Here is a 15,033-nt window from a genome sequence, read left to right as displayed (position 1 = left end):
GCGACGGAGGAACACAGTCATGCAGTACCGCACCTTGGGCCGCACCGGTGTGCAGGTCAGCTCGCTCGCGCTGGGCGCGATGAACTTCGGCAGCATCGGAAGCACCACCCAGGACCAGGCCACCGCCATCGTCGACGCCGCTCTGGAGGGCGGGGTCAACCTCATCGACACCGCCGACATGTACGGCGCCGGCGAGTCGGAGGAGATGGTCGGCAAGGCCATCGCCGGCCGCCGCGACGACATCGTGCTGGCCACCAAGGCGACCCTGCCGATGGGCGAGGAGCGCAACCACCGCGGCAGTTCCCGCCGCTGGCTGGTCACCGAGCTGGAGAACAGCCTGCGCCGGCTCGGCGTCGACCACGTCGACCTCTACCAGATCCACCGGTGGGACCCGGACACCAGCGACGAGGAGACGCTCTCGGCACTGACGGACCTGCAGCGCGCGGGCAAGATCCGCTACTTCGGCTCCTCCACCTTCCCCACATACCGCATCGTGCAGGCCCAGTGGGCCGCGCGCGAACACCACCTGGCCCGCTACGTCACCGAGCAGCCCAGCTACTCGATCCTGCAGCGCGGGATCGAGACCCACGTCCTGCCGGTGACCGAGCAGTACGGCCTCGGCGTGCTGGCGTGGAGCCCGCTGGCCTCCGGCTGGCTGTCGGGCGCGGTCCGCGAGGGCCGGACGGTCAGCACCAACCGCTCCAGGCTGATGCCGCAGCGCTTCGACACCGCCCTGCCCGCCAACCGGGCCAGGCTCGACGCCGTCGAGCAGCTGGCCAAGGTCGCCGAGGAGGCCGGACTGACGCTGATTCAGCTCGCGCTCGGCTTCGTGACCGCGCATCCCGGGGTGACCAGCGCGATCATCGGCCCGCGCACCCTGGACCACCTGCGGGCCCAGCTGGCCGCCGCGGACACGGTGCTCCCCGGCGACGTGCTGGACGCGATCGACACCGTGGTCGCACCCGGCGTCGACCTGGCCGCGCACGAGAAGCTGGACACCCCGCCGGCGCTGCTCGACCCCGCGCTGCGGCGCCGGGCCCCGGCCTACCGGTAGACCCGGATCCGGTCGATCAGCAGGGTGATCGGACGGGTCGAGACCGGGAACCGGCCGGGCTGGGCCGAGACGCTGAGATTGGCGATCAGGTAGGCGTGCCAGTCCGGGCCGACACCGGTGCGGTCGCTCTGCGCCAACCGCAGGCCGTGGGTGTCGTCCCCGATGTACCAGCTCACGTCATCCGCGTTGAAGCGCACCGCCACGTTGATCCACTTGCCGAAGCCCACCAGCGGCGAGTGGACGAAGGCGAAGGTGTCGGCGCCCTCGGAGTGGTTGGCGAACTCGATGATGTCGGGGGTCTCGCTGTGCCATTCCATGAGGTCGACCTCGTTGCCGTCGCGCCAGGTCCACAGGCCCGGCCAGGCGCCGTGGCCGCCGCCGTCCTGGCGGCCGGGGAGCTTCAGCCGGACCTGCGCGTAGTCGCCGGTCCTGAGCTGGAAGCCGTTGCCGCCCGCGGCACCCGAGCCGTACGGCTCGGTGCTCAGCAGACCGGTCCGCCAGGGGCCGTGGGCCGTCCTGGCCGTGGCGGTGACCTGCAGTGCGCCGTGGCTGATCCGCATCGCCGCCGGTTCCAGCTGGTCGAGCTTGGCGTCATTGCGGTCGGCCCTCCCGCCGTCGGGGTAGGCGACCGTGGACTCGGCCCACACCGCGCCCCGGCGCCCCCAGCTCGGCGAGTTGAACTCCTCGTCGAAGACCAGGGCCTGGGGCGCGGCGGGGCGCCGGGCCACGGCGGCCCGGGCCCCGGGGGTGGCGGGCAGCAGCAGCGCCACCATCACGGCTGCGGTCAGGGCGCACAGGACGGCTGTACGCGGCACGGCGCGCATATCGCTCCGGAGTGGGTGAGGAGGATCGGGCAGAGCGCAGCGATCCATTCCCTGCGGAGGGGCGGGGCAAGTCCGCACTCCCCTGTTCGGCCCAGCCGGACCGCCCGTCCGCCGCCCGGCCCGGGCGGCGCCGTGGTGTCTCCGTCGCGCTTGCCGAGGCCGATGGCCTCGATCATCCTCTGACTCCCTGCCGATGCGTCGGATTCTGACGGTTTCGCGGAAACCGGCGCCTCCGTCGGGACGGCCCTCGGTTTTACGAGACATGGAGTCGCTGCCAACACACTCTGTCTCGGTAGCGTCGATGTGTAGCATGCAGGTGTGCCGAAACTGTGGAACGAGACGATCGAGGCGCACCGCCATGCCGTGCGCGACGCGATCATGGAGACCACCGCGGCCCTGGTGGGCGAGCACGGCCTGGCGTCGGTGAAGATGACGCAGATCGCCGAGCAGGCCGGGATCGGGCGGGCGACGCTGTACAAGTACTTCCCCGACGTCGACTCGATCCTGATCGCCCGCCACGAGGAGCACGTCGCGGCGCACCTCGCCCAGCTCGCCGAACTCCGCGACCGGGCCGGCATGCCCGAGGAGCGGCTGCACGCGGTCCTGGGGACCTACGCCCTCATCTGCCACCACCGCGCCCGCCACGCCGGCACCGACGTCGCCGCACTCGTCCACCGCGGCGAGCCCTTCGCCCGCGCCGAGCAGCGACTGGTCGACCTGTTCCAGGAGGTGCTCGGCGAGGCCGCGGCGGCCGGCGCGCTGCGGGCGGACGTCTCCCCCGGCGAACTCGCGCTCTACTGCCTGCACGCACTCTCGGCGGCGGGGAGCCTGCCGGACGAGAGCGCGGTGCACCGCCTGGTGACGGTCACCCTGGCCGGCCTGCGCCCGGCCGCCGCCCCCGGCGAGCCGGACCCCGCCGGGCCGGCGGACCGGCACCGGGCCGCGCAGGAGCACCAGCGCCACGCCCGGCACTGACCGGCAAGGTCGGCCGGCGTAGTCGAACGACGCGGTCCGCGGCTCCCCCGGTTCGGCACCGCGAGGCGCCCTTCCGACGGAGACTGTGCACAGGCGGACCTGGCACACACCACGGGAGGACCAGCATGACCGAGCGTTCCGAGACCCTGTTCGAGGCCGTCGGCGGGATCGACGCACTGCGCCGGCTGAGCAACACCTTCTACGACGCCGTGCTGGCCGACCCCCTGCTGGCGCCGGTCTTCGCCGACTTCAGCCGCACCCACGTCGAGCATGTGGCGGTCTGGCTCGCCGAGGTCTTCGGCGGCCCCACCGGCTTCACCGACGGGCTCGGCGGCCACCAGTCGCTGCTGCGCTCGCACCTCGGCCTGTCGATCACCGAGGAGCAGCGGCTGCGCTGGATGGAGCTGATGACGACCTCCGTCGAGAAGGAGCTCCCGGACGACGAACTGCTGCGCCGGCGGGTCCTGGAGTACTTCGACTGGGGAACCGCGATCGCCCGCGACGTCTCCGCCGACCCGGTGGGTCAAGACCTCGGCGATCCGGGCCCCACCCCGCGCTGGGGCTGGGACGGCCTGGCCTGACGGCTCCTCAGCGGTCCGCCGGGGCGGGGTGACGGGCCGGCGGCCCGCTCGGCGGCGGGTCCAGGACGGTGAAGCGCAGGCCCGCGGCGGTGAGGCGGTCGATCAGGGCGGTGCCCAGGGCCGCGGCGGTGGTGACCTGTCCGGCGGTGGGCGGCAGCGGGTCGAAGGCCAGCGAGAGGGCGGCCTCGGCGAGCATCTTGGCGGTCTCGGTGTAGCCGGGATCGCCGCCGGAGACCTCGGTGACCACCCGGCGGCCCCCGCTCTCGCCGACGAACCTGACGGTGAACCAGCTGTCGGCCCGCTGCCGGTCGCTGGGTCCCTGGCCCGGCCGGCGCAGCGAGGAGACGGCGCGCCGCAGCGGCGGCACCTGGGCGACACCGACCAGGGCCGCCGCGCCGAGGGCCGCGGCCAGGGCCACCGGCAGCAGTCTGACCGCGGCGTGGTGCGCGTAGCGGAAGTCCGGCCCGTAGCCGGGCAGCGCGGCGGCCGAGCGCGCCACGATCTGCGGGTCGATGGTGGGCAGCGGCAGCACCCAGGCCGCTGCCGCGCGGGACCGGCGCGGCAGGCCGGTGACCGCGCGGACCCGGCGTCCGGCCGGCCGCGGCTCGGCCGCGCGGCGCGCGCGGGCGGCCCGGGCCATCGGCAGCAGTCGGGAGAAGGCGGTCAGTGCGGAGTCCAGCGTCCCGCCGGAGACCGTGCCGCCGGCCCGCACGAAGCCCTGCACCCTGATCGGCTGCTCGGCGCTGCCCTGCGGCAGCGCGTTGACGGTGAACAGGACGCCGAGGTCGTGCGGCACCGAGTCGAATCCGCAGGCGTGCACGATACGGGCACCGCTGGCCACCGCGCGTTCGTGGTGGCGCAGGTACATCCGGTCCACGAACTCCGGCTCACCAGTCAGGTCGACGTAGTCGGTCCCCTCCTCGGCGCAGGCCGCCACCAGCGGTTCCCCGTACCGCGCGTAGGGGCCGACCGTGGAGATCACCACCCGGCCGGCGGCAGCAACCTCGCGCAGGGCGGCGGGGTCGGCCGAATCGGCCACCAGCAGCGGCAGTTCGGCCAGCGCGGGGCGGTCGGCGGCCAGCCGCGACCGGAGCGCCTCCAGCTTGCCCCGGTCGCGGCCGGCCAGGGCCCACCGGCAGCCGTCCGGCGCCGCCGAGGCCAGGTAGTCGGCGGTCAGCGCCCCGGTGAAGCCGGTGGCGCCGAACAGGACGAGGTCGTACGCGCGCTCACGGGCCATGCTGTTCCCTACCGCCGAGTAAGTTCACCGGGGGGCCACGCTAGGGACGGACCGGAGCGCTTGTCAACGAAGGCGCGGGCTGGACCGCGCCGTGCTGCAGCAGTCCACATCGGACCGCCTACAGCTGCCCGGCCAGTGCCGCCGTCGGGTCCTCGTCCAGGACGACGCGGGCGCCGTGCTCGGCGGAGCGGTAGGCGGCGGTGAGGGCCGCGACCACGTGCAGGCCGTGCTCCGCGCTGACGGCGGGCGCCCGCTCGCCGCGGACGGCTGCCGCGAAGGCGGCCAGCTGGTGTTGGAAAGCCGTCGGCACGTCCTCCGGGGTCTCGGGGGCGAGCAGGACCGGGGTGCCGGCGTCGGGTCCGCTGTAGGGGTGCAGGGTGGCCCCGGCGCCTCGGGCGACCTTGACGGCGCCGTGCTCGCCGATCAGTACCACCTCGTTGTGGTTGGGCAGCCCCGCGCTGGTCACCGCGATGTGTCCGACCACGCCGTCGTCCAGTTCCAGCCTGGCCAGCACGTCGGTCTCCACCGGGTAGGCCTCGCGGTGGGCCGCGGTGGCGCTCACCGCGTGGACGCGGCGGCCGGTGAGCCAGAGCAGCCGGTCCACGCAGTGCGCGCCGATGTTCACGAAGACGCCGCCGCCGGCCACCGCCGGGTCGAAGAACCAGGAGGGGCGGGTGCCGGGGCGGTAGTCGGTGCTGCGCCGGTCGTCGACCATCAGCAGCGGGCCGATGGCCCCGGCGTCGACCGCCGCCTTGGCCGCTGCCATCGGCGGCAGGAAGTGCTGGATGTGGCCGACGAAGAGGACCGCGCCCGCCGCCCGGCAGGCCAGGTCCATGGCCGCGCAGTCGGCGACGGTGGTCGCCATCGGCTTCTCGACCAGCACGTGCAGGCCGGCCGCGGCGCAGTCCAGCACGATGGCGGTGTGCAGCGCGTGCGGGGTGTTCACCACGACGGCGTCCACCAGTCCCGAGGCGATCAGCTCCCGGTGGTCGGTGAACACCGCGGCCCCCCAGGGGGCGGCCACGGCACCGGCGGTGGTGGCCACCAGGTCGCAGACGGCGGTCACCCGGACGCCGGCGACATGCTGGGCGGCGTCGGCGTGCAGTACGCCGACGGCGCCCGCGCCGACCAGTCCGAGCCGGATGTCAGTCACCAGGGTTCCTCTTTCTCTGTGGGTTCGGGGTGGTTCGGGTGGTTCAGGTGGATCGGGGCAATCGGGGGCGGCTCCCCGGACGGCTCAGCGTGCCGGGGCGGCCCGTACCGCGCCGCACGAGGCCCGCACGGTGATGCCCGGCCGCAGCAGGATCTGATGGGACGGCAGGTCCGGCCGCTCCAGCCGACCCAGCAGCAGTTCCGCCGCAGTGCGGCCGAGTTGGTGCTTGGGCGGGGCCACCGCGGTCAGCGGGACCTCGGCCAGGTCGGCGATCTCGTCGTCGTAAGCCACCAGAGCCAGGTCGGCGGGGACGGTCAGGCCGGCCCTGCGGGCCGCGGCCAGCAGCAGGATCGCCTGCCGGTCGCCGAAGCAGACCGCCGCCGTGGCGCCGGCGTCCCGCAGCGCGGCGACGCAGCGGTCCGCGGTGGACGGGCTCCACTCCTCCCTCCTGGCGCTGAACTCCTCGGAGGTGCAGCCGAGTTCGGCGATCGCCTGGTGGAATCCGTGCCGGACCGGACCGGTGGTGGGGCTGCCCTCACGCAGGGTCAGGCCGATGGTGCGGTGGCCCAGCGCCGCCAGATGGCGCACCGCGTCGTAGGCGCCGGCCTCGTGGTTGCTGCAGACGTACTCGTTGGTGGCGCCAAGCGAGGTGGCCCGCCGCTCCACCAGGACGTTGGGCACCTCCAGCGCGGCCAGTCGGCGCAGGTAACGCTCGTACGGCTCCTCGCGGTTGAGGGTGGGCACCAGCAGCAGCCCCTGCACCCCGGCGTCCAGCAGGTCCTTCAGCTCCTTCTCCTCGCGGGCGGCCTCGTAGCCGGAGCAGGCCAGCAGCAGCCGGGCCCCGGCCGCTGACAGTCCCTCCTCGATCCCCTGGAGCACCCGCGGGAAGTAGAAGGTGGTGTCCGGCACCAGCACGCCCACCAGCGGGCGGCTCGCGGCGCGGGCCGCCGCCTCGCCGGGGGCGGCGCGGATGAAGGTGCCCGCGCCCTGCCGGCGCGACACCAGTCCCTCGGAGACCAGGTCGTCCACGGCCCGCCGGACCGTGCTCACCGACGTCCCGCTGCTGCGCGCCAGTTCGAGCTCGGTGGGCATCCTGCTGCCCGGCGGCCAGGAGCCGTCCCGGATCTGCTCCCGCAGCTGCGCCGCCAGCTCACGGAACTTCAGATCCCGTGCCTGGTGCGGTAGGGAGCCGCCCGGCTGCTCCGCGTGCGGTGTCATCGATCCCTCTTCCCCCGTGCCGCGTGTACGGCTGCTCACTTGACCGATCCGACGGTCATGCCCTCGATGATGCGGCGGCCCAGCCAGACGTAGCACGCCAGCACCGGCAGGACCACCAGGGCCACGCCCGCGAACAGGCCGCCCCAGTCGGCTCCGTTGTACTGCATCTGCTGCAGGAATCCGAGCAGCGCCAGTGACAGCGTCTGGTGGCCGGTGCTCTGGATGAAGATCAGCGCGAACACCGTCTCGCCCCAGTGCTGGATCACGTTCAGGATCAGCGCGGTGACCAGGCCGCCGCGGGCCAGCGGCAGCATCACCTGCCAGAAGGTTCGGAAGGGGGAGGCGCCGTCCAGGGCCGCCGCCTCCTCCAGTTCCACCGGCAGGGTGCCGAAGAACCCGGTGAGGAAGAAGGTGGTGAAGGGCAGCGAGGTGGCGATGTAGACCACGATCAGGCCGAACAGCGAGTCCACCAGGTGCAGGTCGTTCATGACCACGTACAGCGGCAGCATCACCACCTGGGCCGGCACGCCGAGGCCCAGCGCGAAGAACATGGTGAAGCCGCTGTTCCAGCGGGTGGTGATGCGGCTGAGCGCGTAGGCCGCCGGGGCGCCCAGGGCCAGCGTGCCCAGCGCGGTGCCGGCCACCACCACCAGGGTGTTGCCGGCAGCCTGGCCGAACTGGCCCTGGGTCCAGGCGCGTTGGTAGTTGTCCCAGTGCAGCTCGTGCGGCAGCCGCCAGGGGCTGGTGAAGATCTCACTCGCCGACTTCACCGAGGACAGCAGCATCCACAGCCCGACGAGCACGTTGAAGGCGACGAAGAGCCAGACGATCGGGACGCCGAGGATCCTGGTGGGGGTGAGTCGGCCGCGCAGCCGCGTGAAGGGCCCGGGAAGGGTGTCCGCCATCGGGACCGGCCTCCTGTCTTTCTCGTGATGGACGGTCAGGGATCAGAACTGCACGGCGTCGCGGCGCATCACCCGGCGGATGAGCGCCACCAGGAGCCCGACCAGCGCGACCATCACCACCGCGCTGGCGGCCGCGGAGCCGTAGCGGGGCACGCCGCCGGAGGCGAAGGCCTCTCCGTAGGTGTAGAGGGCGGTGTTCCACACCCCGGTGTCGGGCATCTGCCCGGCCGCTCCGGCGAAGGCGTAGATGAACTCGAAGACCTTCACCGCGCTGATGGTCCACAGCACCGCGCAGACCCCGACCACGTCCCACATCAGCGGCAGCGTCACATAGCGGAACTTCTGGAAGGCGTTGGCGCCCGCCAGTTCGCAGTCCTCGTACAGGTCCGGGGGGATCTGGTCGACGGCGGCCATCAGGATGGTCGTGTAGAAGCCGGTGGAGGTCCACACCAGGCCGATCATGATGACCCGGAACAGGTCGCCCTGGCCCAGCCAGTTCGGCGGGTGGTGCCAGCCGGTCGCCCCGAGGATGGAGTCGACCAGGCCGCCCTGCTGGAACAGGAAGCCCCACAGGATGGCCAGCACCACGCTGGAGATGATGTTGGGGAAGAACAGGATCGCCCGGGCCGCCTTGCGTCCGGCCATGTCGCGCAGCACCATCGTCAGGCCGAAGGAGACCAGGAAGGTCAGCCCGCCGACGCCGAAGATGATCCACAGGGTGTTCCCGAAGGCCGAGTGGAACGTCGGGTCGGACCAGAGCCGCTGGTAGTTGCGCAGGCCCACGAAGCTCATCGGCCCGGCGCCGGCCCACTTGTTGAGGCTGAGCCAGACGGTGAAGAGCGAGGGGCCGGCGAAGAACACCCCGTACACCAGCAGCGCGGGCACCAGCAGCGGCCAGAACAGCCGGCGCCTGCGGGCGGCCAGCGGGCTGGCCTGCCGGGCCGGGGCCGGGCGGGCGGCCCGCCGGGTGCGGGACCGCCCGTCGAGCACCGCGGTCACTGGGCCATCTTCCAGTAGTCGACCGAGCCGGACTTCAGTTTGGCGGCGAAGTCCGCGACGCTCAGCTTGCCGTCGACGAAGGAGGTGTTCAGCGGCAGGAACACCTTGGTGTACCACTCGGCGGCGGTCTCCTTGACCCCGTCCAGGGTCTCCACGACCTTTCCGGAGTCCAGCGCCTTCTTGGCGTCGGCCAGTTCGGCCGGCGCGGCGATGTCGGTGCGCGGGGTGAGGTTCTTGGCGGTGGTGGCGATGCCCGAGAGGTGGTCCTTGGCCAGGAAGTAGGCGATGAACTTCTCGGCCGCCGCGGCGTGCTTGGCCTTCTTGGGTATCGAGAAGCCGATCAGTGAGACGTCCTCGGTGGTGTCCCCGCCGGCGCTGAACGCCGGGAAGGCGAAGGAGCGGTAGCTGAACCCGGACTGGGCGAAGGGGCCGGTCTCGCTGGGGGCGAAGGTGCCCAGCAGCAGGAAGTCGGACTTGCCGGCCGCCCACTTCTGCTGCACGGCGGGCCACTTGGAGCCGTTGTAGCCGGCCGTGAAGTCGCCGGCCTTGATCAGCGCCTCGACCTTGTCCAGGGCGGCCAGGAACCCGGGGGCCTCGAACTTCTCCCCGGTCTTGTCGGTCGCGGCGGCGCCGAAGGCGCCCGGGCCCAGCTCGCGCAGGACCGCGTAGTAGGTCCAGTACGCGCTGTAGTCGGCGATGTCCCCGTCCAGCGCCAGCGGGCCCGCCCCGCCCCGGGCGGTCTTCCGCTGCGCCAGCAGCTTGGTGAACTCGTCCCAGGTGGCCGGGGGGTTGGCGGCGACCTGGGGAAGCGTCGTGCCGTTGTACCAGATCTGGTCGGTGAGCACCTCGTAGGGGATCTGCCACAGCGCGCCGTCGGTGGTGGCCAGGTTGAGATAGCTCTTGGGGATGACACTGCCGACGGTGCTGCCGCTCTCGCCGGGAACGGACTGCTGCAGCACCGGGGTGAGGTCCAGGGCCTGTCCCGTCGCCTGGAGCTGGGCGTAGGCGAATCGGTCCGCCGAGTCGATCAGGTCGGCGGGAACGTTGTTGGTGTTCAGGGTCGGCGCCAGCTGCGTGGCGACCTGACGGCCCTTCCACTGCACGGTGACCTTGACCCCGGTGTCCTTGGTGAACTGCGCGAGGGCCGCCTGGAGCACCTTGGCCTGCGGCTCGTCCTTGGTCCACATCGACCAGTAGGTGAAGGAGTCCGCGGCGGCCGATCCCGAACCGCTGCTCCCGGTCGAGGAGGCGCAGGCGGAGGCGGAGAGCGCCAGGGCCGTGCCGATGGCGGTGGCCACGACCGCGCGGCGCAGCGGCGAAGAGGCGTGGGGACGGGAGGCGGATCTGGACGGGGCGGCAGCGGACACGGTCACTCCTCGGGAGTCTGGACCTGCGGGGTGGGCCCATGATTTCCCCGAATTCATCCGCCGGTCAACGGCCATCAAGGCAATGAATCACGCATGAATATCCGTTCGCAGGCCAACTCCAGGGAGTATTGGGATGCATGCCTGAATTGCCCCGGATCGGGAGCCGACGATTCATAGGGCAAAGAGTCTTGACTCATGCCTTGGCTGATTCCCACGGTGCGCCAACCCCCGTTTCCGGTTCGCCGGACCCGTCCGCCTGGAGCAACGATGGACGCACTCCCCCGCCGCCGCTTCCTCCAACTCGCCGCCACGGCGGCGACCGCAGCCGCCGTCGCGTTCGCCGCGCCCCCACTGCGCGCCTACGCCACCGACGCCTACGACGCCCTGCGCGCCACCTGGACCGCCATCCTGACCGGCGGTTCCATCGACCCCACCGACCCGGCCTACGCCCCCGCCCTGACCACGCTCAGCACCGAGGCCACCGGCTACTGGACCACCCTCGCCGCCGACTCCGGCGCGGACTCGCTCTGGCCGGGCCTCACCCTGACCGACTCCGCCAATCTGACCACCAGTTACAAGCAGCTCGCGGCCATGGCCACCGCCTACGCCACCCCCGGCACCACCGCCACCGACGGCAGCGGGCAGGACCTGTACGGCAACGCCGCGCTGGGCGCCGACGTGGTCGCCGGCCTGGACTTCCTGGCCGCGCAGGCCTACAACTCCGGCGCCAGTGAGAGCGGCAACTGGTGGGACTGGGAGGTCGGCTCCCCCAAGGCCCTGCTGAACGCGGCCCTGCTGGTCCAACCGCTTCTGACGGATACTCAGATCGCGACCTACACGGCCGCCGTGGACACCTTCGTGGCCGACCCCACGATGAACAAGCAGGGCACCGCGCGGACCACCTCCACCGGGGCCAACCGGGTGGACCTGTGCCAGGTCGTCGCCCTGCGCGGGATCCTGGGCCGCGACAGCGAGCGGCTGACCACCGCGGTCTCCGCGCTGTCCGCGGTCTTCCCCTACGTGACCAGCAGTGACGGGCTGTACGCCGACGGCTCCTTCGTCCAGCACAGCTACATCCCCTACACCGGCACCTACGGCATGGTGCTGCTGCTCGACCTGGCCGCGCTGTTCCAACTGGTCGACGGCACCGACTGGGCGGTCACCGACCCGGCCGCGGCCCACATCTACGGCGCGGTCGACTCCGCCTTCGCGCCCTGGGTGTGGAACGGCCTGTGCCTGGACGCCGTACGCGGGCGGGCGGTCTCCCGGATCGGCGAGAGCGACCTGGACGACGGCGTCCTGATCACCCAGGCCGTGCTGCAGCTGGCCCTGTCCGCCTCCGCGGTCCAGGCCGCGGACTACCGCAGCCGGGCCAAGGGCTGGATCGCCGCCGACAACGCCCACGCCTCCTTCGACGCCGTGGCCGCCATCCCGGCCATCGCCAACGCCGCACCGGTACTGGCCGACAGCGGCACCGGCGCCGGCACCGAGCCGGACGGCCTGGTGCTCTTCCCGGGCATGGACCGCGCCGTGCACCGCCGCCCCGGCTGGGCCTACGCCATCGCCATGTCCTCGGCCAGGATCGCCCGCTTCGAGTCCTTGAACGGGGAGAACCTGCACGGCTGGCACACCGGCGACGGCATGGGCTACCTCTACCTGGCCGACGACCTGGCCCAGTTCACCGACGGCTTCTGGCCCACCGTCGACCCCTACCGGATGCCCGGCACCACCACCGACACCTTCGCCCTGGCCGACGGCGTCGGTACCGGCTACCGCCCCACCCCCACCTGGGCCGGCGGGGCCGCCGTGCCCGGCGGCTTCGGTTCCGCGAGCATGAGCTTCCGCAGCTACGGCTCCACCCTGGTGGCCAAGAAGTCCTGGTTCCTGCTGGACGACTGCGTGTTCGCGCTGGGCGCCGGGATCACCGGCGGCAGCGGAGCGGACGTCACCACCACCGTCGAGAACCGCAACCTGCACACCGACGGCGCCTACACGCTCACCGTCGACGGCACCGCGCAGAGCGTCTCGGCCGGCTGGTCCGCCTCGCTGCCGGTGGCCGGCTGGGCCCACTCGGACCGGACCGGCGGGTACCTCTTCCCCGGCGGCGCCAGCGTGCAGGCGGCACTGACCGACCGCACCGGGGCCTGGAGCGACATCAACACCGGCGGTCCCACCGACCCGGTCACCCGGCCCTACCTCACCCTGGGCCTGGACCACGGCACCGCTCCCTCCGGCGCCGCCTACGCCTACGCGCTGTTGCCCGGCTTCACCGCCGCGCAGACCGCCGCCCGGGCCGGCCAGCCCACGGTCACCGTGCTCGCCAACACCGGCAGCGTGCAGGCCGTCCGCTGCGACCGCCTCGGGCTGACCGCCGCCAACTTCTTCGCGGCCGGCACCGCCGGCGTGATCACCGCGAGCGCGCCCTGCGCGGTGGTGGTGCAGCAGAACGGCGACCGGGTCGACATCGGCGTCTCGGACCCGACCCAGCTCGCGACCACCGTCACGGTGACCGTGGCCCGCGGCGGAACCGTCCTCAGCGCCGACTCCACGGTCACCGCCACTGCCGGTTCGTCGGCGCTCAGCGTGACCGTGAACCTGACCGGCACCGCCGGGACCACCCAGCACGCCTCCTTCACCGTCACCGGAACCCAGCTCGCCGCGGTCGCCGACGCCTACGTCCGCGACGGCTCCTACGCCGCCACCAACTACGGCACCGCGACCACGCTGGTGGCCAAGAACACCGGCACCACCGGCGGTGGCTACAGCCGGGCCGCCTACCTGGCGTTCGACACCAGCGCCCTGGCCGGTGCCACGGTCACCTCGGCGGTACTGCAGGTGTACGGCTTCGTCTCGGACTCCGGGGGCACCCAGACCACCCTGGACGCCTACGCCGTCGGCGACACCGGCTGGACCGAGACCGGGCTCACCTGGAACAACCGGCCCGCGCTCGGCGACCTGCTGGCGAGCGCGGCCGTGACCGGCACCAAGGCCTGGCTGTCCTTCGACGTGACCTCCCAGCTGGCCGCCCCGGGCCGGATCGGGCTGGCCCTGTGGCAGTCCGCCGCGGGCCTCGCAGTGGTGCTCAACTCCCGGGAGAGCAGCGCCTACCAGCCCCAACTGGTGGTCACCACCGGCTGAGCGGACCGGACCCGGACCGGTCCTGACGCCGGCTCAGGCCTTGGCTTCGGGACCGGGTTCGAAGGCCGTCGGCAGCGCGCCCGGGGTGACCGGGGTGCGCTGCCCGGAGCCGGTGACCGGCAGCCGCGAGCCGTCCAGGGCCGGGTCCACGTACCGCGCGAACCAGGCGTCCAGTCGGGCGGCCAGGTCGATCCGGGTGGCGGCGTGGGCCGGGTCCGCCGCCAGGTTGTGCTCCTCACCGGGGTCGGCGGCCAGGTGGTAGAGCTCGTGCGGACCGTGCGGGTAGCGGTGCACGTACTTCCAGTCCCGGGTGCGGATCATCCGCACCGGCCCGTACTCGTCGTAGACGACCACCCGTTCGCGGTCCGCTCCGACGGTCGCGTCGGTGCCCGCGAGGATGTCGGCGAAGGACCGGCCGGGAAGGGCCGGGTCGTGGGTGTGGTCCAGCCCCAGGTGCTCGACCAGGGTCGGCAGCACGTCGTACTGCGACAGCAGCGCGTCGCAGTGGCGGCCGCCGGGGATGCGGCCGGGCTGGGAGATCAGGCAGGGCACGATCACCGAACTGTCGTACATGTTCTGCGGAAAGGTGCCGTTGCCCTTGCCCCAGATCCCGTGGTGGCCCGCGTTGAAGCCGTTGTCGCTGGTGAACACCACCAGCGTGGACTCGGTGAGCCCCAGCTCGTCGAGCCGCTGCAGCACCCGGCCGATGGCCGCGTCCATCGCGGTGGTCGCGGCGAAGTAGCCGACCAGCGCCTCCCGGGTGTCGCTCTCGCCGCCCACCGGGGAACCGTCCTCGGTGACCGGCTGCCAGGGGTGCGCGGGCCCCTGCGGGCAGCTGGTGAAGGCGCAGTCGGCGTAGAGGTCGGTGTACTCGTCCGGGTGCTGGCCGCGCCAGGGCTTGTGCGGGGCGGTGAAGTGCAGCGACAGGTGGAACGGCTCGGGGCGGTCCGCCTCGGCGCTCAGGAACTGCGCCGCGTCCTCGCCCAGCGCGTCGGTCAGGTAGCGGGGCTCCTCGGTGCGCACGGCGTCCCGGTACATCGGGGCCCCGTAGTACGGGCCACCGCCGCTCTCGTGCGCGTACCAGTGCACAAAGCCCTTCCGGGGACGGTCGTTGGCCCCCAGGTGCCACTTCCCGGACAGGCCGAGCCGGTACCCCGCGTCGGCCAGCAGATCGGTGAACAGCGTCCGCTCGGCCAGGAAGTCGATCCCGGTGCGACCGGCGTGGTGGTACGACAGCCAGTCGTGCACGCCGTGCTGCGAGGGCAGCTCACCGGTGAACAGCGACGCCCGGGCCGGCGAGCACACCGGTGAGGTGCAGAAGAAGCGGCTGAAGCGGACGCCGCGCTCGGCCAGGGCGTCCAGGTGCGGGGTGCGGATCTCGGGGTTGCCCGCGCACCCCATGGCCCAGTGCCCCTGGTCGTCGGACAGGATCAGCAGGACGTTGGGACGGGCGGGATCACGGCTGGCCATGAGTCGGCCTCCTGGTGCAGGGGGTGGCTGGGCGGGTTGCATCGACGCGGCGGTGAGCAGGCCCGAAACCGGCAGTACACGGCGGCCGTTGGCTGCACCTGTCGCTGCCCAC

The 15,033-nt window shown here is 72.6% G+C and carries 12 protein-coding genes; 4 read left to right on the top strand and 8 right to left on the bottom strand.

Annotated elements, in window-relative coordinates; genetic code table 11:
• Positions 1–19 precede the first annotated feature (19 nt).
• Positions 20–1,054, top strand: a complete 1,035-nt coding sequence (locus tag ABUW04_RS10385; protein ID WP_380564228.1) for an aldo/keto reductase — start codon at positions 20–22, stop codon at positions 1,052–1,054.
• Here the strand turns inward: ABUW04_RS10385 and ABUW04_RS10380 are convergent.
• Positions 1,045–1,869 (bottom strand): beta-glucanase, encoded by an 825-nt coding sequence (locus tag ABUW04_RS10380; protein WP_380564227.1) that lies wholly within the window; start codon positions 1,867–1,869, stop codon positions 1,045–1,047. The genes ABUW04_RS10385 and ABUW04_RS10380 overlap by 10 nt on opposite strands.
• 327 nt (positions 1,870–2,196) lie before the next feature.
• On the opposite strand from ABUW04_RS10380, the gene ABUW04_RS10375 reads away from it, so the two are divergent.
• Positions 2,197–2,853 (top strand): TetR/AcrR family transcriptional regulator, encoded by a 657-nt coding sequence (locus ABUW04_RS10375; protein ID WP_380564226.1) that lies wholly within the window; start codon positions 2,197–2,199, stop codon positions 2,851–2,853.
• Positions 2,854–2,978: 125 nt separating this feature from the next.
• Entirely contained in the window at positions 2,979–3,434 is a 456-nt protein-coding gene (locus tag ABUW04_RS10370) for a group II truncated hemoglobin (protein WP_380564225.1), read from the top strand.
• A 7-nt stretch (positions 3,435–3,441) separates the two neighbouring features.
• Here ABUW04_RS10370 and ABUW04_RS10365 read toward each other — a convergent pair whose 3' ends face one another.
• The 6 genes from ABUW04_RS10365 to ABUW04_RS10340 all read right to left on the bottom strand — a co-directional run bounded on the left by ABUW04_RS10365 (position 3,442) and on the right by ABUW04_RS10340 (position 10,313).
• Positions 3,442–4,671 carry a saccharopine dehydrogenase family protein gene (locus tag ABUW04_RS10365; RefSeq protein WP_380564224.1) on the bottom strand — a complete coding sequence of 410 codons (1,230 nt, stop codon included), beginning with the start codon at positions 4,669–4,671 and terminating at the stop codon, positions 3,442–3,444.
• A 118-nt stretch (positions 4,672–4,789) separates the two neighbouring features.
• A complete protein-coding gene (locus ABUW04_RS10360) occupies positions 4,790–5,824 on the bottom strand; it encodes a Gfo/Idh/MocA family protein (RefSeq protein WP_380564223.1) in 1,035 nt (344 codons plus the stop codon).
• A gap of 84 nt (positions 5,825–5,908) precedes the next feature.
• A complete protein-coding gene (locus tag ABUW04_RS10355; RefSeq protein WP_380564222.1) occupies positions 5,909–7,042 on the bottom strand; it encodes a LacI family DNA-binding transcriptional regulator in 1,134 nt (377 codons plus the stop codon).
• Between the two features lie 35 nt (positions 7,043–7,077).
• Positions 7,078–7,947, bottom strand: a complete 870-nt coding sequence (locus ABUW04_RS10350; protein WP_051726232.1) for a carbohydrate ABC transporter permease — start codon at positions 7,945–7,947, stop codon at positions 7,078–7,080.
• Between the two features lie 42 nt (positions 7,948–7,989).
• Positions 7,990–8,946 (bottom strand): carbohydrate ABC transporter permease, encoded by a 957-nt coding sequence (locus tag ABUW04_RS10345; RefSeq protein WP_051726231.1) that lies wholly within the window; start codon positions 8,944–8,946, stop codon positions 7,990–7,992.
• Complete coding sequence (locus tag ABUW04_RS10340; protein ID WP_380564221.1) at positions 8,943–10,313, bottom strand: ABC transporter substrate-binding protein; 1,371 nt, start codon at positions 10,311–10,313, stop codon at positions 8,943–8,945. Before ABUW04_RS10340 ends, ABUW04_RS10345 begins: the two co-directional genes overlap by 4 nt.
• 267 nt (positions 10,314–10,580) lie before the next feature.
• Here ABUW04_RS10340 and ABUW04_RS10335 point away from each other — a divergent pair, with 267 nt between their 5' ends.
• The gene (locus ABUW04_RS10335; RefSeq protein WP_380564220.1) at positions 10,581–13,451 is read left to right on the top strand and encodes a polysaccharide lyase family 8 super-sandwich domain-containing protein; all 2,871 of its coding nucleotides are present in this window, start codon (positions 10,581–10,583) and stop codon (positions 13,449–13,451) included.
• A gap of 33 nt (positions 13,452–13,484) precedes the next feature.
• On the opposite strand, the gene ABUW04_RS10330 is transcribed toward ABUW04_RS10335, so the two are convergent.
• Positions 13,485–14,921: a sulfatase-like hydrolase/transferase gene (locus ABUW04_RS10330; protein ID WP_380564219.1), complete on the bottom strand. Its 1,437-nt coding sequence runs from the start codon at positions 14,919–14,921 to the stop codon at positions 13,485–13,487.
• Between the last annotated feature and the right edge of the window lie 112 nt (positions 14,922–15,033).

Source organism: Streptacidiphilus jeojiensis, assembly GCF_042510965.1.
GTDB classification, from domain to species: domain Bacteria; phylum Actinomycetota; class Actinomycetes; order Streptomycetales; family Streptomycetaceae; genus Streptacidiphilus; species Streptacidiphilus jeojiensis.
The sequence above is the reverse complement of the archived record's forward strand: the minus strand, read 5'-3'. Positions and strand labels throughout refer to the sequence as shown.

What these genes read in the sequence shown, in the direction of transcription:
- ABUW04_RS10355 (WP_380564222.1), bottom strand. Translation starts at nt 7,042, where the DNA reads ATGACACCGCACGCGGAGCAGCCGGGCGGCTCCCTACCGCACCAGGCA.
- ABUW04_RS10385 (WP_380564228.1), top strand. Translation starts at nt 20, where the DNA reads ATGCAGTACCGCACCTTGGGCCGCACCGGTGTGCAGGTCAGCTCGCTC.
- ABUW04_RS10335 (WP_380564220.1), top strand. Translation starts at nt 10,581, where the DNA reads ATGGACGCACTCCCCCGCCGCCGCTTCCTCCAACTCGCCGCCACGGCG.
- ABUW04_RS10365 (WP_380564224.1), bottom strand. Translation starts at nt 4,671, where the DNA reads ATGGCCCGTGAGCGCGCGTACGACCTCGTCCTGTTCGGCGCCACCGGC.
- ABUW04_RS10350 (WP_051726232.1), bottom strand. Translation starts at nt 7,947, where the DNA reads ATGGCGGACACCCTTCCCGGGCCCTTCACGCGGCTGCGCGGCCGACTC.
- ABUW04_RS10330 (WP_380564219.1), bottom strand. Translation starts at nt 14,921, where the DNA reads ATGGCCAGCCGTGATCCCGCCCGTCCCAACGTCCTGCTGATCCTGTCC.
- ABUW04_RS10370 (WP_380564225.1), top strand. Translation starts at nt 2,979, where the DNA reads ATGACCGAGCGTTCCGAGACCCTGTTCGAGGCCGTCGGCGGGATCGAC.